Origin of the sequence: Acidovorax sp. A1169 (assembly GCF_030704685.1) — a bacterium.
Lineage (GTDB): Bacteria > Pseudomonadota > Gammaproteobacteria > Burkholderiales > Burkholderiaceae_C > Acidovorax.
Map to the genome: position 1 here is coordinate 113,624 of NZ_JAUZDX010000004.1, position 22,287 is coordinate 135,910.

Here is a 22,287-nt window from a genome sequence, read left to right on the forward strand (position 1 = left end):
CCCATGGCATCACCCTCCCCTGCCGAGCAGTTCGCGCAGCGCTTCAACCCGCTGCGCGATACCGTGTACGACGCCAGCGCCATGTTCAGCGGCTCGGCCATGTCGGCCGACCTGGCGGCCCTGCGCCCGCTGGCGGAAGGTCTGGGCGCCGAGTCCTCCGAGCTGGCCCAGTTGCTCTGGCTGCAGTTCGTCGTGTATTCCAAGCGCCAGATGGACGACGAGGGCCTGCCCCTGGGGCTGCGCGCCCTGGCCATCCGCAGCGCCCTGTCGGACCTCACGCCCACGGACCGCTACGAGCAGCACTACGCCATCGGCGAGTCGGCTCTGCAGTCCGAAGAGTACGACACCGCCATCGAGCACCTGCGCCAGTCGGCCCACTGGGCCGACCATGCCGGCGCCACGCTGGGCGCCGAGCAGAAGCTGGGCATCCGCGAAGAGATCGGCTATGCGCTGCACGAGGCCGGGCGCTTTGCCGAGGCACTGGCGCACAACCAGCAGTTGCTGGCCGATGCGCAGAGCGCCTTTGGCTCCGACAAGGACGAGCGCCTGTCGGGCCTGATCAACAACTTGGCGCAAAACGCCTACGAAATGGGCGATGCGGCCCAGGCGCGGCGCTACCTGCAACAGCGCCTGGCGCTGGGCCAGGCCCTGAAAGACGACGGCATCGTGCTGGACACCCTGTTCCAGCAGGGCGTGCTGGCGCACGAATCCGGCGACAGCAGCCTGGCGCGCAGCCTGCTGCAGCAGCGCGTGGCCATAGCGCATGCCAGCGGCGACGAAGACCTGCTCGAAGAAGCACAGGCCACGCTGGCAGAGCTGGCCGAGCGCGAGCAGTCGAACCCCTGATTTCACAAAAACCCAAAGCCCAAGGACACACCACCGATGAGCTCCCGCATCTCCCTCACCCGCTACCTGGTCGAGCAGCAACGCATCGACGGGCTCATCCCCTCGCAGCTGCGCCTGCTGCTCGAAGTGGTGGCCCGCTCGTGCAAGAGCATCAGCCAGGCCGTCAACAAGGGCGCACTCGGCGGCGTGCTGGGCACGGCGTCCAGCGAGAACGTGCAGGGCGAAATCCAGAAGAAGCTGGACATCATCGCCAACGAAGTGCTGATCGAAGCCAACGAATGGGGCGGCCACCTGGCGGCCATGGCCTCTGAAGAAATGGACGGCATCTACCTGGTGCCCAACCGCTACCCGCAGGGCGAATACCTGCTGCTGTTCGACCCCCTCGATGGTTCGAGCAACATCGACGTGAACGTGAGCATCGGCACCATCTTCAGCGTGCTCAAGAAGCCCGATGACGACCGCGGCGTGGAGGCCGGCGACTTCCTGCAGCCCGGCACGGCGCAGGTGGCAGCCGGCTACTGCATCTATGGCCCTCAGACCACCCTGGTGCTCACCGTGGGCGACGGCGTGGCCATGTTCACGCTGGACCGCGAGCAGGGCTCGTTCATCCTCACCGAAGAGAACGTGCGCATTCCCGACGACACCAAGGAATTCGCCATCAACATGAGCAACATGCGCCACTGGGACACCCCCGTGAAGCGCTACATCGACGAGTGCCTGCAGGGCAAGGATGGCCCGCGCGGCAAGGATTTCAACATGCGCTGGATCGCCAGCATGGTGGCCGACGTGCACCGCATCCTCACGCGCGGCGGCATCTTCCTGTACCCCTGGGACAAGCGCGAACCGAACAAGCCCGGCAAGCTGCGCCTGATGTACGAGGCCAACCCCATGTCCTGGCTCATCGAGCAAGCCGGCGGCGCCGCCACCAACGGCAAGCAGCGCATCATGGACATCGAGCCCACACAGTTGCATGAACGCGTCAGCGTGATCCTCGGATCAAAAAATGAGGTCGACCGCGTCACAAGCTACCATTCCACGCTATAATCTGAGGCTTACGCCGGTGTAGCTCAGTCGGTAGAGCAGCTCATTCGTAATGAGAAGGTCGGGTGTTCGATTCATCTCTCCGGCACCAAATGAAAGCCCCTGATTCGCAAGAGTCAGGGGCTTTTTGCATGGCGGGGTGGCAGCGCAGATTTTGATGGCGCATCGAACGGCCCGGCCACCGCCACGCCTGCAGAGGCCTGAAGGCGCGGCAATTTCCCGGCTCCCACGCAGAATCTGCGCACGAAGGCTACACTGCGCCATAGCAGTCGCATTCCACCTTGCCGATCGACAACCACAACCCCATGCACGCAGCCGCCTGGCCTCCCCTGACGAAGACACGCTGAACGCGCTCGCATGTCGCGCACGCCACCACTGGCGCGCCTGACTGCTGCAGCCGCGTCTGAGGCACCTGCCGGATCCAGCCATCCGGCAGGCTGCTTCACATCGCCCCCTCCCTGACACTGCACCGCACCACGCCCTGGCGCGGTGGTGCGTGCCCGCGTGCGGGCGGCATCTTGTTCCGTTGTCATCGCCACCTGGATACCCCATGCTTGCCTCTTTTTTCAACACCGCAGTGGCCCGAGCCATTGCCCATGTGCCCCGTCCACTCGTCCAGAAAATCTCGCGCCGCTACATTGCCGGCGCATCCATCGCCGAGGCCGTCGTGCGCGTGCAGGCACTCAATGCACAGGGCTTCACAGCCACCATCGACGTGCTCGGCGAGGTCACCCGCGACCTTGCGCAGGCGCAGCAGACGGCCGATGAATACCGGGGCGTGCTGGACGCCATCCACCACCACGGCTTGCGCGCGAACATCTCCGTCAAGCCCTCGGCGCTGGGCCTTCTGCTGGATGCGCAGCAGTGCGAAACCCACATCGCGGCGCTGGCCACGGCAGCCCGACAGCACGGCAATTTTGTGCGCATGGACATGGAAGACCTACAGTGCACCCAGGCGGAAATCGACCTGCTCCAGAGGCTCAAGGCCGATGGCCATGGGAATACCGGATTGGCCCTGCAGGCCTACCTCAAGCGCACCTACCAGGACATCGAGCCACTGCTGGGCAGCCACAACAACCTGCGCCTGTGCAAAGGCATCTATGTCGAGGACAAGGCCCACCTGGTGGAGGGCGCCCGGCACGACCGGCACGCCATCAACAGCCACTTTCTGCACCACGTCGAGCGCTGCCTGGACACAGGCACCTTCGTCGCAGTGGCCACCCACGATGAGGCGCTGATCGAGCAGGTCATTGCGGCCGCCAGGCGCCGTGGCGGCAACACCGCCCCTTCAGGGTTGGAATTCCAGATGCTGCTGGGCGTGTGCGAGCCCTTGCGCGACCGCCTGCGCGACAGGGGCTACCCGGTGCGGATCTACGTGCCCTATGGACAGGACTGGCATGGCTACAGCATCCGTCGGCTCAAGGAAAATCCGCAATTCGCGGGGTACCTGCTCAAGGCCGCGCTGACAGGCTGACACATCCAGCCCGGCGTGGCGACACCCCGCCCCCAGGCATGCCCGCCGCAATCGTGAACAAGCGTTGCGGGGCGGCTTAGGCACCCATTTCACGCCAGCAAACGGTGGCCGCTCGGGCATACTCAAATCAACCTGAGGGCAGGCACAAGCGCAGTGCCTGCCGCGCGGCCAATGCACCCCACCCACTACCGACCCCAATATGGACAAGCACATCCCTTGCGAGCGGCGCAGCGGCAAGGACCGCCGCCAGACAGAAGCCGGCCCACCGGACAAGCACGAGCGGCGCCGCTCCATCGAGCCGCGCCAGCCCGAAGTGCGAGAGCTGCACCTTTCGCCTGAAGAATTGGTGGCCATGGGCTTTGGCACTGTGCAGGCGGACACCACCGCGCCGAACAAGGCATCCTGAACGCAGCACAGACAGCAGGGGTCGCCGCGCGCAGCGGACGACAGGGCACAAGGCGGCAACGCCCACCCCACCAAGCAGTTGCGGGTCAGTTCGTTTGCGTCTGGCAGGCGTCGCGCGCGCTCATCACGCGGTGGGCGACCATGTCGAGCGCCGGGCGCACATTGCCCTGCTTGTCGGTCCACACCTTGGGGGTGACCGAGCCAGCCACCGAGATGGACTCGCCATCGTGCAATTGCTCCATGGCCATGCACACGTCGTCGTCAAACGCGATGACGTTGACGAACAGCATTTCGCCCTCGGCACTCGGCGCCCGTACCTTGGCCACCATGTAGGGCTTTCCTACCTTGTCCAGACGCCGCTCTGGGCCCCCGTAGAGACGGCCCGAAATCAGTCCATCGATCATGCAATCCCCATCCAGCACTTGTTGTCGGTTTGTTCTCGCCGGGGCCATCGCCCCACCCACCCAGCCGGAACACAGCAGTCTCGAAAAACCTGCCACCCCTGCCCACAAAAAAAGCCCAGGACCAACGGCTCTGGGCTTTCGCTGCGAATGATGGGGTCGCCGCCAGCACGGGCTGCTTCAAGGAGTGCCAGGCCGCAGCAGCATCGCCAACCCGTGGCGATCACCCCACCCCGCTCCCCTGAAACCATGGCCCGCCCCGGAGCCGAACTGCCCCGTCGCATCGGACCAACCCGCTTGGCGCCTTGTCTTGACCTGCGCAGCAACCACCATGGGCGCCACGCACATCCATCCAAAAGCCAGTACGTATTGTAACCACCGACCTTTCAAACAGGGCGCTTTGACCACACGGTGCGGCATGCGCGCGACACTGCCAGCCCACTTCGACAGGGCCCCGTCCAAGCCAGCTTCACACCGGCGCACAATCCGCATTTGGCGCACACCGGCAAACCGGTCACAATGGTCCGGCAAGCTCCACCAGTTCGCACCCACCATCTTTCGAGAGGGGCCACCATGACTGTTCTGGACGACGCCAGCATCGAACTGCCCTGCCCGCACTGCCAGCAGACGTTCAAAGAGCGGCTGGGCAAGCTCAAGCAGAGCCCGCGCATCACCTGCCCCCGGTGCCGCCGCACCAGCGAGGTCACACCCGAAGCATTGCAGCGCGCCACCCACAAGCTCACCCAGGCCTTTGCCAACATCCAGCAATCGCTGGCACGCTTGGGCAAGTAGCAGCACCACAGCGGATCTTGCCCCAACCCGGGCGAGTGCGATCGGACAATGAAAAACGGGCTACCGCTTGTGGCGATAACCCGTTGTTCTTCGAAGAAAATGGTCGGCGTGGCGGGATTCGAACTCGCGACCCCTTGCACCCCATGCAAGTGCGCTACCAGGCTGCGCTACACGCCGACAAGACTTAGATTATATGCACAATTTCGGGTCAGTTTGGAGAAAGCAGTGCTCTGATCTCAAATAATTCCTGGCGCACCGCATTCGAGTCGAAAGCAAAGGCCGACGAGCCGATGGAAAGGTCACCCGCATCGTCCACCAGCATGCTGGGCAGCTCGCCGTCGGCACCGTCTGCATCGCCCTGCCCTGCATCGTTGCGCGCGGGCAGTGCCAGCTCCTGCAGGCGGTTGCGGGCACCGCTGATGGTGAAGCCCTGGTCGTACAGCAGGTCGCGGATGCGGCGGATCATGAGCACCTCGTGGTGCTGGTAGTAGCGGCGATTGCCGCGCCGCTTCATGGGGCGCAGCTGCGTGAATTCCTGCTCCCAGTAGCGCAGCACATGCGGCTTCACACCGCACAGCTCCGCCACCTCACCGATGGTGAAGTAGCGCTTGGCAGGAATGGCGGGAAGCACAGTGCCCATGGGGTTCCGGATTCAAACAGGAAAGCCTGCAAGGGTACTGCAGGCCGGCGGGAACTGCCAGCCCACCCCTGAAATTCAGCGCGCAAACTGGCAAAAATTCACAATCCGGCAGCCGCCTGGATCTGCTCCTTGAGCTTGCTGCTGGCGTGGAAGGTCACCACGCGGCGCGCCTGGATCGGAATCGCCTCGCCCGTGCGCGGATTGCGCCCGGGGCGCGGCGCCTTGGTGCGGATCTGGAAGTTGCCAAAGCCCGAGAGCTTCACGTCCTTGCCCTCCACCAGGCTCTGCGAGACGAGGTCGAAGAACGCATCGATCATGTCCTTGGACTCGCGCTTGTTCAACCCGATCTGGTCGAACAAGAGATCGGCCAGCTGCGCCTTGGTGAGCGCAGGGGTTTCCAGGCTTTCGACTGCAAATTCGATCACGGCATCTCTCCCCGTCAGCATGGTCATGTTGTTGTGTTCGTTCGCTCGGGCCTATTGTCGCCGCGATGGTCAGCCGCGCAGCCGCGCGCCCACGCGCTGTGTGAGGTGCGTCACAGCCGCCTGCACGGCGGACTCGATCTCGGCCTCGGTCAGCGTCGCCTCATCACTGCCCAGGGTCAGGCGCACCGAAACACTCTTCTCGCCGGGGGCCAGGCCGCCCGCAGGCGTTTCCTCGCCGGCCTTGAGCGGCTTGGGGCGGTAGATGTCGAACACCACGGCTGAACGCAGCATGCCGCCAGGAACGGCCTCCTGCACGGCCGCGACGATCTCGGCGTGCGTCACGCGCTCGGCCACCACCGGGGCCAGGTCGCGCTCGACGGCCTGGTGCTTGGCGACCGACTTGAACTGCGGCACCACGCGCTGCAGCACGGCATCGAGCTCCAGCTCGAACAGCACCGGCGCCAGCGGCAGCTCCCACGACTGGCGCCACTGTGGATGCAGCTCGCCCACGAAACCGATGGACTTGCCCTGCACCAGCACGCGGGCACAGCGGCCGGGGTGCATGGCCGGGTGCTCGCCCGGCTCGAACGTGGCCTGCAGCGGCGCCAGCAAGGCCTCCACATCGCCCTTCACGTCGAAGAAGTCGATGCCCTGCTCCTTGCGGCCCCATTGCAGCATGTCATTGGCGCCATAGGCGACGCCGGCCACGCGCATGGGCTGGTGAAAGCCCTCCACCGTGGTGTCGGTGTTCTGCACGCTGGCATCGCGCAGGAACACGCGGCCCAGTTCGAACACGCGCACGCGCTCGGCACGGCGGTCCAGGTTGAACTTGAGCACCTGCAGCAGCGAGCCGAGCAGGCTCGAGCGCATCACGCTCATCTGGCTGGCGATCGGGTTGAGCAGCTTGATGGGCTGCGCATTGCCCGCCAGCTCCTGCTCCCAGCGCTCTTCCACGAAGCTGAAGTTGATTGTTTCCTGGTAGCCCAGGCCGGCCAGCGTGCGGCGCACGGCAAACGGGCTGCGCGTGGCCTCGGCCGGCAGCTTGGGCGTGATGGGGGCCAGCGGCGGCGTGGTGGGCAGGTTGTTGTAGCCCACCATGCGCGCGACCTCTTCGATCAGGTCTTCCTCGATGGTGATGTCGAAGCGGTAGGCTGGCGGGACCACGGTGACGGAGCCCTCGCCTTCCGTGAACGGCAGGCCCAGGCGCTTGAACACGTCGGCGCACTGCGCCTGCGTGATCGGCATGCCGATGACCTTGGCCGCGCGTGCCACGCGCAGCGTGACGGGCGCTGGCACGGGCACGTTCACGCGCTGGTCGTCCATCGGGCCGCAGGCCGTCTCGGGCGTACCGCAGATGTCGATCACCAGCTGCGTGATGCGCTCGATGTGCTCCACCGTCAGCTCAGGGTCCACACCGCGCTCGAAGCGGTGGCCGGCATCGGTCGAGAAGTTGTAGCGGCGCGAGCGCCCGGCCACGGCCTTGGGCCACCAGAAGGCGGCCTCGATGTAGATGTGCTTGGTGTCGTCCGAGACGGCGGTGGCATCGCCCCCCATGATGCCGGCGAGCGATTCGACCTGCTGGCCGTCGGCGATCACGCCGACCTTCTCGTCCACTGTGATGGTATTGCCGTTGAGCAGCTTGAGCTGCTCGCCGGCCTTGCCCCAGCGCACGTCCAGACCGCCGTGGATCTTGTCCAGGTCGAAGATGTGCGAGGGGCGGCCCAGCTCGAACATCACATAGTTGGAGATGTCCACCAGCGGCGACACGCCGCGCTGGCCGCAGCGGGCCAGGCGGTCGAGCATCCACTGCGGCGTGGTGGCGCGGGTGTTCACGTTGCGCACCACGCGTCCGCTGAAACGGCCGCACAGGTCGGGCGCGCTGATCTTCACGCCCAGCATGTCAGCCACCTTGGTCGCCACGGCCGGGAAGGCCGGCTGCGAGAGCGGCACACCGGTCAGCGCCGAGACTTCGCGCGCAATGCCATACACGCTCAGGCAGTGCGCCAGGTTGGGCGTGAGCTTGAGGGTGAACAGCGTGTCGTCAAGATTCAGGTGCTCGCGGATGTCTTGGCCCACGGGCGCGGAGGCATCGAGTTCGAGCAGGCCGCCATGGTCTTCCGAGAGCTTGAGTTCGCGCGCCGAGCACAGCATGCCCTGGCTTTCCACGCCGCGCAGCTTGCCCACCTTGATCAGAAAGGGCTTGCCATCGTCACCGGGGGGCAGCTCGGCACCCACCAGGGCGCAAGGCACCTTGATGCCTACGCGCGCATTGGGCGCACCGCAGACGATGTTGAGCAGGGCGCCCTGGCCCACGTCCACCTGGCACACGCGCAGGCGGTCGGCGTCGGGGTGCTGCACGGCCTCCTTGATCTCACCCACGACGATCTTCGCGAACGGTGGCGCCACAGGGCGCAACTCTTCCACCTCCAGGCCGGCCATGGTCAGCGTCTCGGCCAGCTCGGCGGTCGACAGGGGTGGATTGCAGAACTCACGCAACCAGGATTCAGGGAATTGCATAGTCGAACTCTTGTACGGAAAGTGCCTTGCGCGGCCAGGATCTCGAAGCGCGCGCCAAGGCGAAAACGGCTGGGTGGCCCGGCCTTGCAGGCAGGGCCGGCCCTTGCTTACTGGAACTGCGACAAGAAGCGGATGTCGCCGTCGAAGAACAGGCGCAGGTCGTTCACGCCATAGCGCAGCATGGTCAGGCGGTCGGGGCCCATGCCGAAAGCAAAGCCGATGTACTTTTCAGGGTCCAGGCCCATATTGCGCACCACGTTGGGGTGCACCTGGCCCGAACCGGCCACTTCCAGCCAGCGGCCGGCCAGCGGGCCGGTCTGGAACTGGATGTCGATCTCGGCGCTGGGCTCCGTGAAGGGGAAGAAGCTCGGACGGAAGCGCAGCACCAGGTCATCGCTCTCGAAGAAGGTGCGGCAAAAGGCCGTGAAGATCACCTTCAGGTCCTTGAAGCTCACGTTCTCGCCGACCCACAGGCCTTCGCACTGGTGGAACATGGGCGAGTGCGTGGCATCGCTGTCCACGCGGTAGGTGCGGCCCGGCGCGATGACGCGGATCTCGGGCATGGGCTGGCCGGCATCCAGCGCGGCGCGGTGCTTCTTGACGTGCTGCACCGCGTGGCGGATCTGCATCGGGCTGGTGTGCGTGCGCAGCAGGTTGGGCGCCTCGGGGGTGCCGCCTTCCACGTAGAAGGTGTCGTGCATGGAACGCGCGGGATGGTCTTCCGGCGTGTTCAGTGCGGTGAAGTTGAACCAGTCGGTCTCGATCTCGGGGCCCTGGGCCACGTCGAAACCCATGGAGCCGAAGATGCCCTCGATGCGCTCGAGCGTGAGCGACACCGGGTGCAGGCCGCCCTGACCGCGCTGGCGCCCTGGCAGGCTCACATCCAGGGCCTCGGCCTTGAGCTGGATCTGCAGCTCCGCATCGGCCAGAGCCTGGCGGCGGGCAGTGAGTGCGGCCTCGATGGCCTGCTTGGCGACGTTGATGGCCGCGCCGCGGGACTTCTTCTCGTCCACCGACAGCTGCGCCATGCCCTTCATGAGCTCGGTCACGCGACCGGCCTTGCCCAGAAACTGCGCCTTGGCGTTTTCCAGATCAGCAGGGGTGGCGCTTTGGGCAAACAGTTGCGTCGCGCTCTCGACCAGGGAATCCAACTCGTTCATATCGACTCTTGAAAATGAACAAGGGCTAGTGCCTTCACAAGCCCTAGCCCTTGCTGTTATTGCGCAAACAGCCGTCCGGTAAGAGACGGCCGCCTGTCGTGAACTCAAGCAGCCAGCTTGGCCTTGACTTGCTCCACGATGCTGCCAAAGGCAGCCTTGTCGTGCACTGCGAGGTCGGCCAGCATCTTGCGGTCGATCTCGATGGATGCCTTCTTCAGGCCGTTGGCGAACTGGCTGTAGGTCAGGCCCAGTTCGCGCGAAGCGGCGTTGATACGGGCGATCCACAACTGGCGGAACACGCGCTTCTTGGTGCGGCGGTCACGGTAGGCATATTGCCCAGCCTTCATTACCGCCTGTTTGGCGATACGGTAGACGTTACCGCGGCGACCACGGAAGCCCTTTGCAAGGGCGAGAACTTTCTTGTGACGGGCACGGGCCGTTACACCACGTTTGACGCGAGGCATGTGAGTACTCCTTGTTCGTCGTTATTAAAGGCCAGCACCGGGCAGCATTTGTGCAATAGAGCCCATATTGGTCTCATGCACAGCAACCGAACCGCGCAGTTGGCGCTTGTTCTTGGTGGTCTTCTTCGTCAAGATGTGACGCTTGAAGGCTTGACCGCGCTTGACGGTGCCACCGGGACGAACGCGGAAACGTTTTTTCGCGCTGCTCTTGGTCTTCATTTTGGGCATGTGAATGCTCCTTTTCGTTGTGCTCGTGAGGCGTTTGCAAAGGGATCTGCAAACTTGTTGGCCCCGAGCCACTTTTTCAGCCGGTTTGCACCGGCTGTGCGGCAGCGTGTGACCGCTGCCTATCACCCGACGAGCCCCTTGCGGGACCCGCCTGGCAAATTCTGTCTCTTCCTTGAGGACTGCCAGCCGTCAGGCTGCGCTGCCGGAAGGCGTGCTCTCGGCACTGGCCTGCTTGGCAGCGGCGGGCTTTTTCTTGCCCGGCGCAATCATCATGATCATCTGGCGGCCTTCCAGCTTGGGAAACTGCTCGATCAGGATGGTGTCGGCCAGCTCGTCGCGGATGCGGTTGAGCAGCGCCAGGCCCAGTTCCTGGTGGGTGATTTCACGGCCCCGAAAACGCAGCGTGATCTTGCACTTGTCACCCTCGGCCAGGAAGCGGCGGATGTTGCGCATCTTGATGTTGTAGTCGCCATCGTCCGTGCCCGGACGGAATTTGACTTCCTTGATCTCGATCACCGTCTGCTTGGCCTTCGCCTCGGCAGCGCGCTTTTGCTCCTGGTACTTGAACTTGCCGTAGTCCATCAGGCGGCACACCGGCGGATTCGCTGTTGCAGCGATTTCCACCAGATCCACATCCAGCTCACCTGCCATGCGCAGGGCTTCCATGAGGCTGACCACGCCCAAAGGCTCATTTTCCGGCCCGGAGAGACGGACTTCCGGGGCCATGATTTCACGGTTCAGGCGGTGCTTGCGCTCTTCACGGTGGCGACGATCACGAAATTCAGTAGCGATGGCTATCTTCCTTCAATCAAAATACTACAAAAATTGTAGCTACAACCGTACAGCTGGCAAGCGACAAAGCAGGTTTTGAATCAAACTCAGGCTTTGGTGGCGATGTCATTGGCGATCAACTCAGCGAACGCTTCGATGGACATCACTCCGAGGTCACGATTGCCCCGGCCGCGTACTGCAACGGCGCCTGCGGCCTTCTCCTTGTCGCCCGCGACAAGGATATACGGCAGCTTTTGCAACGAATGCTCGCGTATTTTATACGTAATCTTCTCGTTGCGCAGATCCACCGCCACCCTAAGGTCTTGATTCGGCAGTGCTTTTTGCAGCCGTTCAACAATTTCGCGACAGTAATCGGCCTGCGCGTCGGTGATATTGAGCACCGCAACCTGCACCGGGGCCAGCCACAGGGGGAAGGCGCCGGCATAGTGCTCGATCAGCATGCCGATGAAACGCTCCATGCTGCCCACGGTGGCGCGGTGCAGCATCAGGGGGCGCTTGCGGCTGCCGTCCTCGGCCACGTACTCGGCGTCCAGGCGCTCGGGCAGGTTCGGGTCGATCTGCATCGTGCCGCATTGCCACTGGCGGCCCAGAGCGTCCTTGAGTGTGTACTCGATCTTGGGGCCGTAGAAGGCGCCCTCGCCTTCGGCGATCTCGAACTCGCAGCCCGAATGGCGCAGGCCATCCATCAGCGCCTTTTCGGCGCGGTCCCACGACTCATCGGTGCCGATGCGTGCCTCGGGGCGCGTGGCCACCTTGTAGATGATGTTGGTGAAGCCGAAGTCCTTGTAGACCTTCTGCACCAGCGCCGTGTAGTTGGCGCACTCCTCCAGCACCTGCTCCTCGGTGCAGAAGATGTGGCCGTCGTCCTGCGTAAAGCCACGCACGCGCATGATGCCGTGCAGGCCGCCGGTGGGCTCGTTGCGGTGGCAGGCACCGAATTCGCCGTAGCGCAGTGGCAGGTCGCGGTAGCTCTTGATGCCCTGCTTGTAGATAAGGATGTGGCCGGGGCAGTTCATCGGCTTGAGCGCGTACTCGCGCTTTTCCGACTCGGTGGTGAACATGTTCTCGTGGTACTTGTCCCAGTGGCCAGTCTTCTCCCACAGCTGCTTGTCCAGGATCTGCGGACCCTTGACCTCCTGGTAGCCGTTGTTGCGATAGACGCGGCGCATGTACTGCTCCACCTCCTGCCACAGGGCCCAGCCCTTGGGATGCCAGAACACGGTGCCGGGCGAGTGCTCGTCCATGTGGAACAGGTCGAGCTCGCGGCCAAGCTTGCGGTGGTCGCGCTTTTCCGCTTCTTCCAGCATCGTGAGGTACTGCTGCAGCTCGTCCTTGGTAGACCAGGCCGTGCCGTAGATGCGCTGCAGCATCTCGTTGCGGTGGTCGCCGCGCCAGTAGGCACCGGCCACCTTCATGAGCTTGAAGAACTTGAGCTTGCCGGTGCTGGGCACGTGGGGGCCGCGGCACAGGTCCTCGAAATTGCCTTCGCGGTACAGGCTCACATCCTCGTTGCTGGGGATGCTGGCGATGATCTCGGCCTTGTAGTTCTCACCCAGGCCCTTGAAGTAGGCCACGGCCTCGTCACGCGGCAGCACGCGGCGCACCACGGGCTCGTCCTTGGCAGCCAGGTCGGCCATGCGCTTTTCAATAGCCACCAAGTCTTCGGGCGTGAAGGGGCGCTTGTACGCGAAGTCGTAGAAGAAGCCGTTCTCGATCACCGGGCCGATGGTCACCTGCGCTTCGGGGAACAGGTCCTTGACGGCATAGGCCAGCAAGTGGGCGGTGGAGTGACGGATGACATCCAGGCCATCGGCATCCTTGGCCGTCACGATGGCCAGCGGGCTGTCGGCCGTGATCTGATAGCTGGTGTCCACCACCTTGTCGCCGATCTTGCCGGCCAGGGCCGCCTTGGCCAGGCCAGCGCCGATCGAGGCCGCCACTTCGGCGACCGTGACCGGGCCGGGAAACTCTCGCTGCGAACCGTCGGGGAGCGTGATGTGAATCATGAGGGGTCTCTTGTCCGTGGATGTGGGTATGGGGTCGATCACGGGGCAGGTGCTGCGGCGCACGCCAGCCGGAATCGGAAAACAAAAAAGCGCGGAACCGGCCGCGCTTTTGATTGGGGAGAGGTAAATCTCGTGCAGGCGCGAACGGCCAGCCACTAGTGGCCGGTGGAGAACTCCGTTGTAGTTCGCGGTGTCATAACCAGATTGCCTTTCTCGCCCTTGTGGGAAATCAAACAGTTGATGCCGCCATTTTAACCATGTTCGCCGAAGGGCGCACGGCCCCAGCCACCCGACGGCCCCGCCAGTCGCGCCCCGACAACATGCGCAGCGCGAAAAAACCAGCAGCCCAAAGCAAGAAGCCACCCCGCGGGGTGGCTTCTTGCAGTCTCCTCACCCCTCTTGCCGAGGGATTTCAGATCAGTGGAACTGCTCTTCTTCGGTCGAGCCGGTCAGCGCGGTCACGCTGGACTTGCCGCCCTGGATCACGGTGGTCACTTCGTCGAAGTAACCCGTGCCCACTTCCTGCTGGTGCGACACGAAGCTGTAGCCACGGTCGCGGGCTGCGAATTCGGGCTCCTGCACCTTTTCCACATAGGCCGACATGCCGCGGGCCACGTAGTCCTGGGCCAGATCGAACATGTTGTACCACATGGAGTGGATGCCAGCCAGCGTGATGAACTGGTACTTGTAGCCCATGGCGCCCAGCTCGCGCTGGAACTTGGCGATGGTGGCATCGTCCAGGTTCTTCTTCCAGTTGAACGAAGGCGAGCAGTTGTAGGCCAGCATCTTGCCGGGGTGCTTGGCGTGCACGGCATCGGCGAACTTCTTGGCGAACTCCAGGTCCGGCGTGCCCGTTTCGCACCACACCAGGTCGGCGTACTCGGCATAGGCCACGGCGCGCGAGATGGCCTGGTCCATGCCCTTCTTCGTCTTGTAGAAGCCTTCGGCGGTGCGCTCACCGGTCAGGAAGGGCTTGTCGTTCTCGTCGTAGTCGCTGGTCAAGAGGTCGGCGGCTTCGGCATCGGTACGGGCGATCACCAGGGTCGGCACGCCGTACACGTCGGCAGCCATGCGGGCGGCGATCAGCTTCTGGCAGGCTTCCACGGTGGGAACCAGCACCTTGCCGCCCATGTGGCCGCACTTCTTCACGGAAGCCAGCTGGTCTTCGAAGTGCACGCCACCGGCGCCGGCGCGGATCATGGCCTTCATCAGTTCGTAGGCGTTGAGCACGCCGCCGAAACCGGCTTCGGCATCGGCCACGATGGGTGCGTGGTAGTCGATATAGGCCTTGTCACCGGGGTTGATGCCCTTGGACCACTGGATTTCGTCCGCACGGGTGAAGGAGTTGTTGATGCGCTCCACGACCTTTGGCACCGAGTCGACGGGGTACAGCGACTGGTCGGGGTACATGGCCGAGTATTCGTTGTTGTCGGCAGCGACTTGCCAGCCCGACAGGTAGATGGCCTTGATGCCGGCCTTCACCTGCTGCATGGCCTGGCCACCGGTCAACGCGCCCAGGCAGTTCACGTAGGGCTCGTTGTTCACCAGGTCCCACAGCTTCTCGGCACCGCGGCGGGCCAGCGTGTATTCGACCTGGAACGAGCCGCGCAGACGCACCACGTCAGCAGCGGAGTAGCCGCGCTTGATGCCCTTCCAGCGGGGGTTGGTGGCCCAGTCTTTTTCCAGGGCGGCAATCTGCTGTTCGCGGCTCAGTTGTTCGTTGAAGGATTGGGGCATGGGGTCTACTCCTGAGGTTGGTTGAAAACACCGGGCTGCGTCTGCGGCCCATGGAGAGAACTTTAAGTCTTCTATAAGAGTTGCACAAGCTCTTATGTCTTATATAAGAGATAAATTTTTCTCTTTTAAAACAACACCTTATGCTTCAGATTCCTCAATATGAAAACCGTTTTCTCGTATTGAGAGAAATTGCCGCACCGCAACATTCTTGCATTCCATATCGCCAAAAGCAATTTTTGCAATGTGAAATTGCATGGATTCCGTCGCGCAAAAGTCCCCGCAGTCAGGCGCAGCAGGCAGCGCTCCCAGCTACCGCCTTGCCTGCAGCCTCATTTCCTTACAGGGCGTGACAATTCAAGCATCCAGTCGCCGCCCTCGATGCGCGCCGCGGCGGTCACCCGGTCGGGATTGATCTCGTACACCAGGCAGTCGACCAGCAGGCCGGCCACCGGCAGCGTGAGCTCGCGTTTGAAGTATTCGTCGTCAGGTCTTCCGTGGATTTCCTCGATCCCATCGAGACGCTGCTCCAGCGCAGGCTCGATGGCGTAGACCTCCCCCACCACATCCACGGCACCGCCCAGCAGCAGCCCGGGATAGGCGCCCAGGTGGTACAGCGTGCCCGCAAGGCGCGCCATGCCGACAAAGCGCGGTGCGGGCAGCAAACGCGTGATGTCGTTGGAGCCGCCCTTGCGCAGGGTGCCGTACACGAACACGCAGCGCAGCGGGCCAGGGAGATGGGATGCGTCAGGCATCGTGCAGATCCTTTTTTGGGACAACCGTCATGCGGTGAGCGTGATCTTTCCGGCGCGGCCCGGCACGTCGCTGGCGGCAGCCGCCCTGGCCGCATCAGCGATGTCGAAGGATGCTTCCACGGGCAGGCGCAGTTCGCCGCTGGCGGCCAGGCGGATCAATTCGCCGATCAGCCGCGCCATCTCGGCCGGTGGCGTGGCCTCGGAGCGCTTGGCACCCCAGAAGCCCTTGACCGTGGCCTGCTTGAAGATCAGGTTGTTGGCGCTCAGCACCAGCGGCTGGCCCGACATGGCACCAAACGACACCAGCGTGGCGCCCGCCGCCACGACGTTCATGATCTGGTTGGCGGCGTCGCCGCCGATGGAGTCCACCGCACGCACGATGGGCTCACCGCCGGTAATGGCCTGCACGCGCTCTTCCCAGCCGGCCTGCTCGGTCGAGACGCCGTTGGCGATGCCCAGGGCATCGAGTTCGGCCACGCCCGCATCGCGGCGCACCAGGTTCACCACCTTCACGCCGCGCGCCTGGGCGAGCATGGCCACGGTCTTGCCCACGGCGCCGTTGGCGGTGTTCTGCACCATCCACTGGCCCGGCTGCAGTTGCAGGTCTTGCAGCAGCATGGCGGCCGACAGCGGCATCGCAATCAGCTGGCAGGCCAGGCCGTCGGACACCGCATCGGGCACAGGGATCAGCTTGGCGCCCTGGGCCAGGAAAAACTCGGCCCAGGTGGCGCTGGCGCCGGCCAGCATCACGCGCTGGCCGGTCTTGAGGTGCGTGACGCCCTCGCCGAGCGCGTCGACCACCCCCACCGCCTCCGTGCCCGGCACCGCCGGCAGCGGCGGCTTGTAGCCATATTTGCCGCGGATGATGGCCAGGTCATGGTTGTGGATGGGCGACATCGCCATGCGCACGCGCACCTGGCCGGCCGCGGGCTCGGGCTCTGGGCGGTCGGCCAGAACCAGCACTTCGGAAGGCTCGCCAAAGGATTCGAAAACGACACTGCGCATGGGGTATTCCTCGGAACAATGGTTTGAAAAAAGAGCGGCGCCAGATCTGCGCCATGAACCCAAGGGAGCTTAGCGCCTGTGCAATCATCGCGGGGTCGCTCTGCCGACACCTCCATCCCGCTCGCGACCCCGGCGCTCCGTACCGGAACGCGGGTGCGAAAGCCGCCCTGAGCCCAATGACCGCCCCCAGCCGCACCGTTGCCTACCTTTGCCTGGCCCTCAGCATGTCGCTGGTGGGCAGCTATGTCGCCCTATCCAAGCCGCTGGCCGCCGTTCTGCCGGTGTTCCTGCTCGCGTGGATGCGCTTTGGCATCGGCGGCCTGGCCATGCTGCACTGGCTGAAAAAGCCGGCCGACGAACCACCGATGACGGCGCAGACCCGGCGCCTGCTGTTCCTCGAATCCTTCCTGGGCAACTTCCTGTTCACCGCCTGCATGATCTACGGCGTGAGCCTGACGAATGCGGTATCGGCCGGCGTCACCATGGCCAGCATGCCGGCGGCTGTGGCGGTGATGAGCTGGGCCTTTTTGCGCGAGAAGGTGGCACCCCGCACCTGGGTGGCCGTGGGTTGCGCCGTGGTGGGCATCGCCCTGTTTGCCCTGGCAAGCCCCAGCGCCGGCCATGCAGGCCCGGCAGGTGCCGATGCGCCTGCAGGCAAGGCCGACCTGGCCTGGCTGGGGCAGTTGCTGCTGCTGGGCGCCGTGGTGTGCGAGGCGGCGTACTCCGTGATCGGCAAGAAGCTCACGGGCGCGCTGGGGCCCAAGCGCATCACCTCCATCATCAACCTGTGGGGCTTCACGCTGTCGATGCCCCTGGGCCTGTATGCGGCGTGGCACTTCGACTTTGCCGCCGTGGGCTGGGGCACCTGGCTGCTGCTGGTGTTCTACGCCCTGGCCGCCAGCATCTGGACGGTGTGGCTGTGGATGACCGGCCTGCGCGTGGTGCCCGCCGCACAGGGCGGCGTGTTCACCGTGCTGCTGCCGGTGAGCGCGGCCCTGGTGGGCGTGCTGGTGCTTGGCGAATCGCTCAGCGGCCTGCAGTTGCTGGCCTTCGGCATCGCGCTGGCCAGCGTGCTGCTGGCCACCCTGCCCTCGCGCCTGGCCTGGCGCGTGGGCACTGGCTCACGCCGTTAGCGCCGCCGCGCTGACCACGATGCCATCGGCATCGGCGTAGAGCCAGTCGCCGGGGCGCACCCAGACGCCCTGGATCTGCACGGCCACGTCGCGCTGGCCCTCGTTGCGCTTCTCGGTGGGCAAAGGCATCAGGGCCAGGGCACGGATGCCGACGGCCGCCGCACGCAGCTCGACGATGTCGCGCACGCAGCCATCCACCACCACGCCGGCCCAGCCATTGCGCACGGCCGCAGCGGCCAGGTTGCCGCCCACCAGCGCGCGGCGCAGCGAGCCACCGCCATCCACCACCAGCACGCGGCCGTTGCCAGGGGAATCGACGGCGGCCTTGACCAGGGTGTTGTCCTCGAAGCATTTGACGGTGCTCACCGGCCCGCTGAAGGCGGCCACACCGCCCAGGTCCTGGAACACCGGGGGCAGCACGCGAAAGGCACCGCTGTCGTCGCCCTTGTGCGCGTCGCAGAAATCACAGGTGCTGAAGGCTGCAGAGGAGGGGGCTGTCATGTTGCAAAGACCTTTCGTGCAAAGAAGACCAGAAGAAAAAGGGGGTGCTGCGCGGACTCTCAGCGCCTTTCATTGTCATGCACTGTGGTCGGGTGGCGCCCGCACCCGCATAAATCGCCAGGAGCCACTTCCCCCCTAGGGAAAGCACCAAAACGGTGAGCTTTACCTTCCCTGGGGCACCCAAGCAACAAATCGAGGCAAAAAAAGCGTTTTCTCCCTTGGAAACGCGTTTTTTTCCCAGTAGCATCGGCCTGCCAGCAGAGAGGCTAGGCTTTCACTGGTCAGACAATCTACTTCCAACAAGGAAAATCCAACATGGCAACTGCAAAAAAGGCTCCGGCAAAAACAGCACCCGCAGCCAAGACGCCCGCCACCAAGGCGGCGGCTCCTGCCAAGAAGCGCACGCCCAACGCTGCGTTCATGAAGGCCCTCACCCCCAGCCCCGCTCTCGCGGCTGTGGTCGGCTCGGCACCGCTGCCACGCACGGAGATCATCAGCAAGCTGTGGGTCTACATCAAGGCCAACAACCTGCAAGATGCGGCGAACAAGCGCAACATCAATGCAGATGCCAAGCTCAAGGAGCTCTTCGGCAAGCCCCAGGTGTCGATGTTTGAACTGGCTGGCCTGATCGGCAAGCACGTCAAGTAAGCGCACAAGCGCACAGAGCGCACCCCGCACTCTCTGAAAAGCCGGCCTCGCGCCGGCTTTTTTGCGTCCTTTTTCGTGAAAGCCATTCAGGATCGTTGCAAACCAGCAACATTGTGAATATGAATAATACGCAATAAGATTAATATTCCGACGCCTTGAAGCACAGCCACGCACGCGATCTGCCGTTGCCAGCCACTGCACCCTTTGCAGATCTCCTGCCGTGCACGCCGCCTGCCAGCCAGTGCTTCTGAACACCCCCGCCGCGGACCCCGCAGCGACCCTTTTGTTCCGTTGGAGAAGCCACCTTGGCCAAGAAAAACATCCGCCGTGCAGGACAGCCCGCTGCGCGCGCCGCCGCCGCTGCCCCCATCGCTGCAGCCCCCACCTCCTTCACTTCCGACAAGGGCCTGCTGCCCCTGGGCGCCCTCATGCTGGCCGCATCGGTGAGCAGCTGGGCGCAGACCGCCGCGCCCACCCTGGGCACGGTGACTGTCAAGGAAGCTGCAGAAGTGCAAGGCAAGGACACCCTGCTGCTCAAGAAGACCACGGTTGGCAAGGGCAACCAGGACATCAAGGACATTCCCCAGTCCGTGACCGTGTTCACAGAAAAGCTCATGAACGACCGCAACCAGGACGACTTCCGCGAGGTGCTTCGCACCACCGCGGGCGTAACCTTCCTGTCCGGCGAAACAGGCGAAGAAGATGTGCGCCTGCGCGGCTTCTCCCTTGGTCAGGCCGGCGACATTTATGTGGACGGCATGAAGGACGCCCCGCTGATCGAGCGCGACACGTTCAACAACGACCGCATCGAAGTGCTCAAGGGCTCTGCCTCGATGCTGTTCGGCAAGGGCTCGACCGGCGGCGTGGTCAACCAGGTGAACAAGTACCCGCTGCTGATTGACCAGCACGAGGCCGCCTACACCTTCGGCACCGGCCAATACCACCGCGCCACGGGCGACTTCAACTTCAAGACCGGCGAAAACGCGGCCCTGCGCCTGAACGCGATGGTGCAGGAATATGACAACTACGGCGCCAAGCAGGACAAGCGCGGCATTGCGCCTACCTTCGCCTGGGGCATCGGCACGCGCGACGAGTTCTCGATCGGGCTGTATTACCTCGAATCCAAGGGCCGCCCGCTGTACAACCACCCCTGGCGCGTGGTCGACGGCAAGATCAACACGCACCTGGAGGCGCGCAACTACTACGGCCTGGCCAGCGACCACAACAACAGCTCTTCGCAGTACGTCACGCTGGGGCACATCCACCGTTTTGACGACAACGGCGAGGTGAACACGCGCCTGCGCTACGGCAAGTACGAGCGCGACCTGCTGGCCAGCACCATCGGTTTCCAGAACGGCGCCCTCACGCTGGACCAGATCAACGGCGACACCGTGCTGACCCGTGGCTCCAAGGGCCGCCTGGGCGAAAGCGAAGTGCTGCAGCTGCAAAGCGACTACAACAACACCTTCAACTGGGGTGGCCGCAAGCATGCGGTACTGGCGGGCGTGGACTACTACGACGACGATGCCAAGCGCAACCAGAACTACGCCAACACCACGCCACGCCCTAACACCACCGTGGGTTCGCCCAACGATGGCGCCTGGGTGGCCGACGGCCGCGCACCGGTGCAGTGGAACACCTTCACTTCGCGCAACCTGGGCCTGTACCTGCAGGACACGGTTTCGCTCAACGACACGCTCAAGCTGGTGGCCGGCCTGCGCTATGACGACTTCAAGGCGTCTTACAAAAACGCCACCGGCGCCCTGAGCAACTCCCGCTCCGACAGCCTGCTCAGCCCCCGCGTGGGCCTGGTGTTCCAGCCCAACGAGCTGGCCTCGTACTACGCATCGTTCGGCACTTCGTACAACACCTCGGGCGACACCTACCAGTTCGGCAACCCCGGCAACGGCACCGCCCGCACGGCCAACACCCCGCCAGAGAAGAGCCGCAACTTCGAGATCGGCAGCAAGTTCGAGATGTTCGAGCGCCGCGCACTGCTGGGTGTGGCCGCGTTCTACAGCCAGAAGTACAACGAGCGCAACACCGACCCCGACACCGCAGCCCAGCAGGAGCTGCTGTCCGGCAAGCGCCACGCCAGCGGCATGGAGTTCAACCTGGCAGGCCGCCTGACGCCCCAGTGGGAGCTGTTCGCCAACCACACCTGGATTCCTTCGGCCAAGATCGACGACAGCAACGTGGTGCTGCCAGCCAATGGCGGCGGCGCGCAGGTGCAGGGCGACCGCCCCGGCCTTACGCCAAAGCACAGCGGCAGCGTGTGGACGACCTATGCGGTCACCTCCAAGGTGCGCCTGGGTGCAGGCCTGACCTACCGTAGCAAGCAGAACCCCGAAGGTTCGCGCGCGGTGTACGCCAGCGGCTTTGCGGTAATGGATGCCATGGTCGAATACGCCTTCGACGACAAGACATCGCTGAAGCTGAACGTGAACAACCTGTTTGACCGCACCTATGCGGACGGCCTGTACCGCGGCTTCTACACGCCAGGCGTGCCACGCTCCGTGCAGATGACGCTGAAGACGCGCTTCTGATGCTGTGACGAGATGACTGCGCCCCTTCACCGGGGCGCAGTCACAATCAGGCCCCATGTTCCTGCACATCAAGAATGTACTGACGGCCGAAGAGATCGCGCACTTTCGGCAAAAGCTCTGGGCACCCGACACCCCGTGGGTGGACGGATCTCGCAGCGCGGGAAGCCAGGCGGTGCACCAGAAGAACAATCTGCAGCTTTCGCAGGGCAGCGAGCTCTCGGGCCAGCTGCAGGGCCTGGTCAAGGCGGCGCTCGCCCGCAACGCATTGTTCTTTTCAGCCGCCCTGCCTCGGCGCATTTACAACCCGCTGTTCAACCACTACGCAGACGGCGCCAACTTCTATGGCGACCACGTGGACAGCGCCGTCATGCACTCCAGGGCCGACAATGCGTGGATGCGCAGCGACCTGTCGTGCACGCTGTTCCTGACCCCGCCGGACGAGTACGAAGGCGGCGAACTCGTGGCCACCGAGGCCTGGGGTGAAAAACGCATCAAGCTGCCGGCTGGCGACATGGTCATGTACCCCGGCAGCACCGTGCACCAGGTGTTGCCCGTCACCCGCGGCCATCGCATCAGCAGTTTCTTCTGGGTGGAAAGCATGGTGCGCGGCCTGGAGCAGCGGCAATTGCTGTTCGACATGGACATGGCGCTGCTGCGGCTCAGACAGAGCGTGGGCGAAACACACCCTTCGGTGATCACGCTGTCGGGCACCTACCACAATCTGCTGCGCATGTGGTCCGATGTGTGACCTGACGCCAGGTTCTTCTGTCATTT

General features: G+C 64.1%; 22 protein-coding genes and 2 tRNA genes. 10 read left to right on the forward strand and 14 right to left on the reverse strand.

The window, feature by feature from the left end; translation table 11 throughout:
• The first annotated feature begins 3 nt into the window (after positions 1 to 3).
• From QYL93_RS08910 to QYL93_RS08930, 5 genes are all read left to right on the forward strand, one after another.
• Positions 4 to 846: a tetratricopeptide repeat protein gene (locus tag QYL93_RS08910; protein WP_305743334.1), complete on the forward strand. Its 843-nt coding sequence runs from the start codon at positions 4 to 6 to the stop codon at positions 844 to 846.
• 36 nt (positions 847 to 882) lie between these two features.
• Entirely contained in the window at positions 883 to 1,890 is a 1,008-nt protein-coding gene (locus tag QYL93_RS08915; protein ID WP_305743335.1) for a class 1 fructose-bisphosphatase, read from the forward strand.
• A 12-nt stretch (positions 1,891 to 1,902) separates the two neighbouring features.
• Positions 1,903 to 1,978, forward strand: a tRNA-Thr gene (locus tag QYL93_RS08920).
• A gap of 459 nt (positions 1,979 to 2,437) precedes the next feature.
• A complete protein-coding gene (locus QYL93_RS08925; protein ID WP_305743336.1) occupies positions 2,438 to 3,361 on the forward strand; it encodes a proline dehydrogenase family protein in 924 nt (307 codons plus the stop codon).
• A gap of 199 nt (positions 3,362 to 3,560) precedes the next feature.
• A complete protein-coding gene (locus QYL93_RS08930) occupies positions 3,561 to 3,767 on the forward strand; it encodes a hypothetical protein (RefSeq protein WP_305743337.1) in 207 nt (68 codons plus the stop codon).
• 85 nt (positions 3,768 to 3,852) lie between these two features.
• On the opposite strand, the gene QYL93_RS08935 is transcribed toward QYL93_RS08930, so the two are convergent.
• On the reverse strand, positions 3,853 to 4,170 hold the full coding sequence (locus QYL93_RS08935; RefSeq protein ID WP_057203633.1) for a single-stranded DNA-binding protein: 318 nt from the start codon (positions 4,168 to 4,170) through the stop codon (positions 3,853 to 3,855).
• 570 nt (positions 4,171 to 4,740) lie between these two features.
• Here QYL93_RS08935 and QYL93_RS08940 point away from each other — a divergent pair.
• Complete coding sequence (locus QYL93_RS08940) at positions 4,741 to 4,959, forward strand: hypothetical protein (RefSeq protein WP_305743338.1); 219 nt, start codon at positions 4,741 to 4,743, stop codon at positions 4,957 to 4,959.
• 100 nt (positions 4,960 to 5,059) lie between these two features.
• On the opposite strand, the gene QYL93_RS08945 is transcribed toward QYL93_RS08940, so the two are convergent.
• From QYL93_RS08945 to QYL93_RS09000, 12 genes are all read right to left on the reverse strand, one after another.
• A tRNA-Pro gene (locus QYL93_RS08945) sits at positions 5,060 to 5,136 on the reverse strand.
• 31 nt (positions 5,137 to 5,167) lie between these two features.
• A complete protein-coding gene (locus QYL93_RS08950; protein ID WP_305743339.1) occupies positions 5,168 to 5,599 on the reverse strand; it encodes a MerR family transcriptional regulator in 432 nt (143 codons plus the stop codon).
• Positions 5,600 to 5,697: 98 nt separating this feature from the next.
• Positions 5,698 to 6,051, reverse strand: coding sequence for an integration host factor subunit alpha (locus QYL93_RS08955; RefSeq protein WP_057203636.1), 354 nt, complete (start codon positions 6,049 to 6,051; stop codon positions 5,698 to 5,700).
• Between the two features lie 42 nt (positions 6,052 to 6,093).
• Positions 6,094 to 8,541 (reverse strand): phenylalanine--tRNA ligase subunit beta, encoded by a 2,448-nt coding sequence (gene pheT, locus QYL93_RS08960; RefSeq protein ID WP_305743340.1) that lies wholly within the window; start codon positions 8,539 to 8,541, stop codon positions 6,094 to 6,096.
• A gap of 107 nt (positions 8,542 to 8,648) precedes the next feature.
• Positions 8,649 to 9,701: a phenylalanine--tRNA ligase subunit alpha gene (pheS, locus tag QYL93_RS08965; protein ID WP_305743341.1), complete on the reverse strand. Its 1,053-nt coding sequence runs from the start codon at positions 9,699 to 9,701 to the stop codon at positions 8,649 to 8,651.
• A 104-nt stretch (positions 9,702 to 9,805) separates the two neighbouring features.
• Positions 9,806 to 10,165, reverse strand: a complete 360-nt coding sequence (gene rplT, locus QYL93_RS08970; protein WP_057203639.1) for a 50S ribosomal protein L20 — start codon at positions 10,163 to 10,165, stop codon at positions 9,806 to 9,808.
• 24 nt (positions 10,166 to 10,189) lie between these two features.
• The gene (gene rpmI / locus QYL93_RS08975; protein ID WP_082604278.1) at positions 10,190 to 10,393 is read right to left on the reverse strand and encodes a 50S ribosomal protein L35; all 204 of its coding nucleotides are present in this window, start codon (positions 10,391 to 10,393) and stop codon (positions 10,190 to 10,192) included.
• A gap of 189 nt (positions 10,394 to 10,582) precedes the next feature.
• Entirely contained in the window at positions 10,583 to 11,119 is a 537-nt protein-coding gene (infC, locus tag QYL93_RS08980; RefSeq protein ID WP_057203640.1) for a translation initiation factor IF-3, read from the reverse strand.
• Between the two features lie 152 nt (positions 11,120 to 11,271).
• Positions 11,272 to 13,191, reverse strand: coding sequence for a threonine--tRNA ligase (gene thrS, locus QYL93_RS08985; protein WP_305743342.1), 1,920 nt, complete (start codon positions 13,189 to 13,191; stop codon positions 11,272 to 11,274).
• Positions 13,192 to 13,608: 417 nt separating this feature from the next.
• Positions 13,609 to 14,928 carry an isocitrate lyase gene (aceA, locus tag QYL93_RS08990; RefSeq protein WP_057203642.1) on the reverse strand — a complete coding sequence of 440 codons (1,320 nt, stop codon included), beginning with the start codon at positions 14,926 to 14,928 and terminating at the stop codon, positions 13,609 to 13,611.
• 329 nt (positions 14,929 to 15,257) lie between these two features.
• Positions 15,258 to 15,680 carry a gamma-glutamylcyclotransferase gene (locus tag QYL93_RS08995; protein WP_305743343.1) on the reverse strand — a complete coding sequence of 141 codons (423 nt, stop codon included), beginning with the start codon at positions 15,678 to 15,680 and terminating at the stop codon, positions 15,258 to 15,260.
• 27 nt (positions 15,681 to 15,707) lie between these two features.
• Positions 15,708 to 16,685, reverse strand: a complete 978-nt coding sequence (locus tag QYL93_RS09000) for a zinc-binding dehydrogenase (protein ID WP_305743344.1) — start codon at positions 16,683 to 16,685, stop codon at positions 15,708 to 15,710.
• Positions 16,686 to 16,861: 176 nt separating this feature from the next.
• Between QYL93_RS09000 and QYL93_RS09005 the strand changes: the two genes are divergently transcribed.
• The gene (locus QYL93_RS09005; protein ID WP_305743345.1) at positions 16,862 to 17,818 is read left to right on the forward strand and encodes a DMT family transporter; all 957 of its coding nucleotides are present in this window, start codon (positions 16,862 to 16,864) and stop codon (positions 17,816 to 17,818) included.
• On the opposite strand, the gene rraA is transcribed toward QYL93_RS09005, so the two are convergent.
• Positions 17,807 to 18,319 (reverse strand): ribonuclease E activity regulator RraA, encoded by a 513-nt coding sequence (rraA, locus tag QYL93_RS09010; RefSeq protein ID WP_305743346.1) that lies wholly within the window; start codon positions 18,317 to 18,319, stop codon positions 17,807 to 17,809. The genes QYL93_RS09005 and rraA overlap by 12 nt on opposite strands.
• A gap of 315 nt (positions 18,320 to 18,634) precedes the next feature.
• Between rraA and QYL93_RS09015 the strand changes: the two genes are divergently transcribed.
• The 3 genes from QYL93_RS09015 (at position 18,635) to QYL93_RS09025 (ending at position 22,261) form a co-directional block, all read left to right on the forward strand.
• A complete protein-coding gene (locus QYL93_RS09015; RefSeq protein WP_007856154.1) occupies positions 18,635 to 18,967 on the forward strand; it encodes an SWIB/MDM2 domain-containing protein in 333 nt (110 codons plus the stop codon).
• A 428-nt stretch (positions 18,968 to 19,395) separates the two neighbouring features.
• A complete protein-coding gene (locus tag QYL93_RS09020; protein ID WP_370876956.1) occupies positions 19,396 to 21,513 on the forward strand; it encodes a TonB-dependent receptor in 2,118 nt (705 codons plus the stop codon).
• A 55-nt stretch (positions 21,514 to 21,568) separates the two neighbouring features.
• Positions 21,569 to 22,261 carry a Fe2+-dependent dioxygenase gene (locus tag QYL93_RS09025; protein ID WP_305743348.1) on the forward strand — a complete coding sequence of 231 codons (693 nt, stop codon included), beginning with the start codon at positions 21,569 to 21,571 and terminating at the stop codon, positions 22,259 to 22,261.
• Positions 22,262 to 22,287 lie beyond the last annotated feature (26 nt).

Coding starts and splice junctions, on each gene's coding strand:
- QYL93_RS08940 (WP_305743338.1), top strand. CDS start 4,741: ATGACTGTTCTGGACGACGCCAGCATCGAACTGCCCTGCCCGCACTGC.
- QYL93_RS08995 (WP_305743343.1), bottom strand. CDS start 15,680: ATGCCTGACGCATCCCATCTCCCTGGCCCGCTGCGCTGCGTGTTCGTG.
- QYL93_RS09020 (WP_370876956.1), top strand. CDS start 19,396: ATGCTGGCCGCATCGGTGAGCAGCTGGGCGCAGACCGCCGCGCCCACC.
- QYL93_RS09000 (WP_305743344.1), bottom strand. CDS start 16,685: ATGCGCAGTGTCGTTTTCGAATCCTTTGGCGAGCCTTCCGAAGTGCTG.
- QYL93_RS08955 (WP_057203636.1), bottom strand. CDS start 6,051: ATGACCATGCTGACGGGGAGAGATGCCGTGATCGAATTTGCAGTCGAA.
- aceA (WP_057203642.1), bottom strand. CDS start 14,928: ATGCCCCAATCCTTCAACGAACAACTGAGCCGCGAACAGCAGATTGCC.
- QYL93_RS09005 (WP_305743345.1), top strand. CDS start 16,862: ATGACCGCCCCCAGCCGCACCGTTGCCTACCTTTGCCTGGCCCTCAGC.
- QYL93_RS09025 (WP_305743348.1), top strand. CDS start 21,569: ATGTTCCTGCACATCAAGAATGTACTGACGGCCGAAGAGATCGCGCAC.
- QYL93_RS08950 (WP_305743339.1), bottom strand. CDS start 5,599: ATGGGCACTGTGCTTCCCGCCATTCCTGCCAAGCGCTACTTCACCATC.
- pheS (WP_305743341.1), bottom strand. CDS start 9,701: ATGAACGAGTTGGATTCCCTGGTCGAGAGCGCGACGCAACTGTTTGCC.
- QYL93_RS08910 (WP_305743334.1), top strand. CDS start 4: ATGGCATCACCCTCCCCTGCCGAGCAGTTCGCGCAGCGCTTCAACCCG.
- infC (WP_057203640.1), bottom strand. CDS start 11,119: ATGGCCCCGGAAGTCCGTCTCTCCGGGCCGGAAAATGAGCCTTTGGGC.
- QYL93_RS08930 (WP_305743337.1), top strand. CDS start 3,561: ATGGACAAGCACATCCCTTGCGAGCGGCGCAGCGGCAAGGACCGCCGC.
- rpmI (WP_082604278.1), bottom strand. CDS start 10,393: ATGCCCAAAATGAAGACCAAGAGCAGCGCGAAAAAACGTTTCCGCGTT.
- QYL93_RS09015 (WP_007856154.1), top strand. CDS start 18,635: ATGGCAACTGCAAAAAAGGCTCCGGCAAAAACAGCACCCGCAGCCAAG.
- rplT (WP_057203639.1), bottom strand. CDS start 10,165: ATGCCTCGCGTCAAACGTGGTGTAACGGCCCGTGCCCGTCACAAGAAA.
- QYL93_RS08935 (WP_057203633.1), bottom strand. CDS start 4,170: ATGATCGATGGACTGATTTCGGGCCGTCTCTACGGGGGCCCAGAGCGG.
- rraA (WP_305743346.1), bottom strand. CDS start 18,319: ATGACAGCCCCCTCCTCTGCAGCCTTCAGCACCTGTGATTTCTGCGAC.
- thrS (WP_305743342.1), bottom strand. CDS start 13,191: ATGATTCACATCACGCTCCCCGACGGTTCGCAGCGAGAGTTTCCCGGC.
- QYL93_RS08915 (WP_305743335.1), top strand. CDS start 883: ATGAGCTCCCGCATCTCCCTCACCCGCTACCTGGTCGAGCAGCAACGC.
- QYL93_RS08925 (WP_305743336.1), top strand. CDS start 2,438: ATGCTTGCCTCTTTTTTCAACACCGCAGTGGCCCGAGCCATTGCCCAT.
- pheT (WP_305743340.1), bottom strand. CDS start 8,541: ATGCAATTCCCTGAATCCTGGTTGCGTGAGTTCTGCAATCCACCCCTG.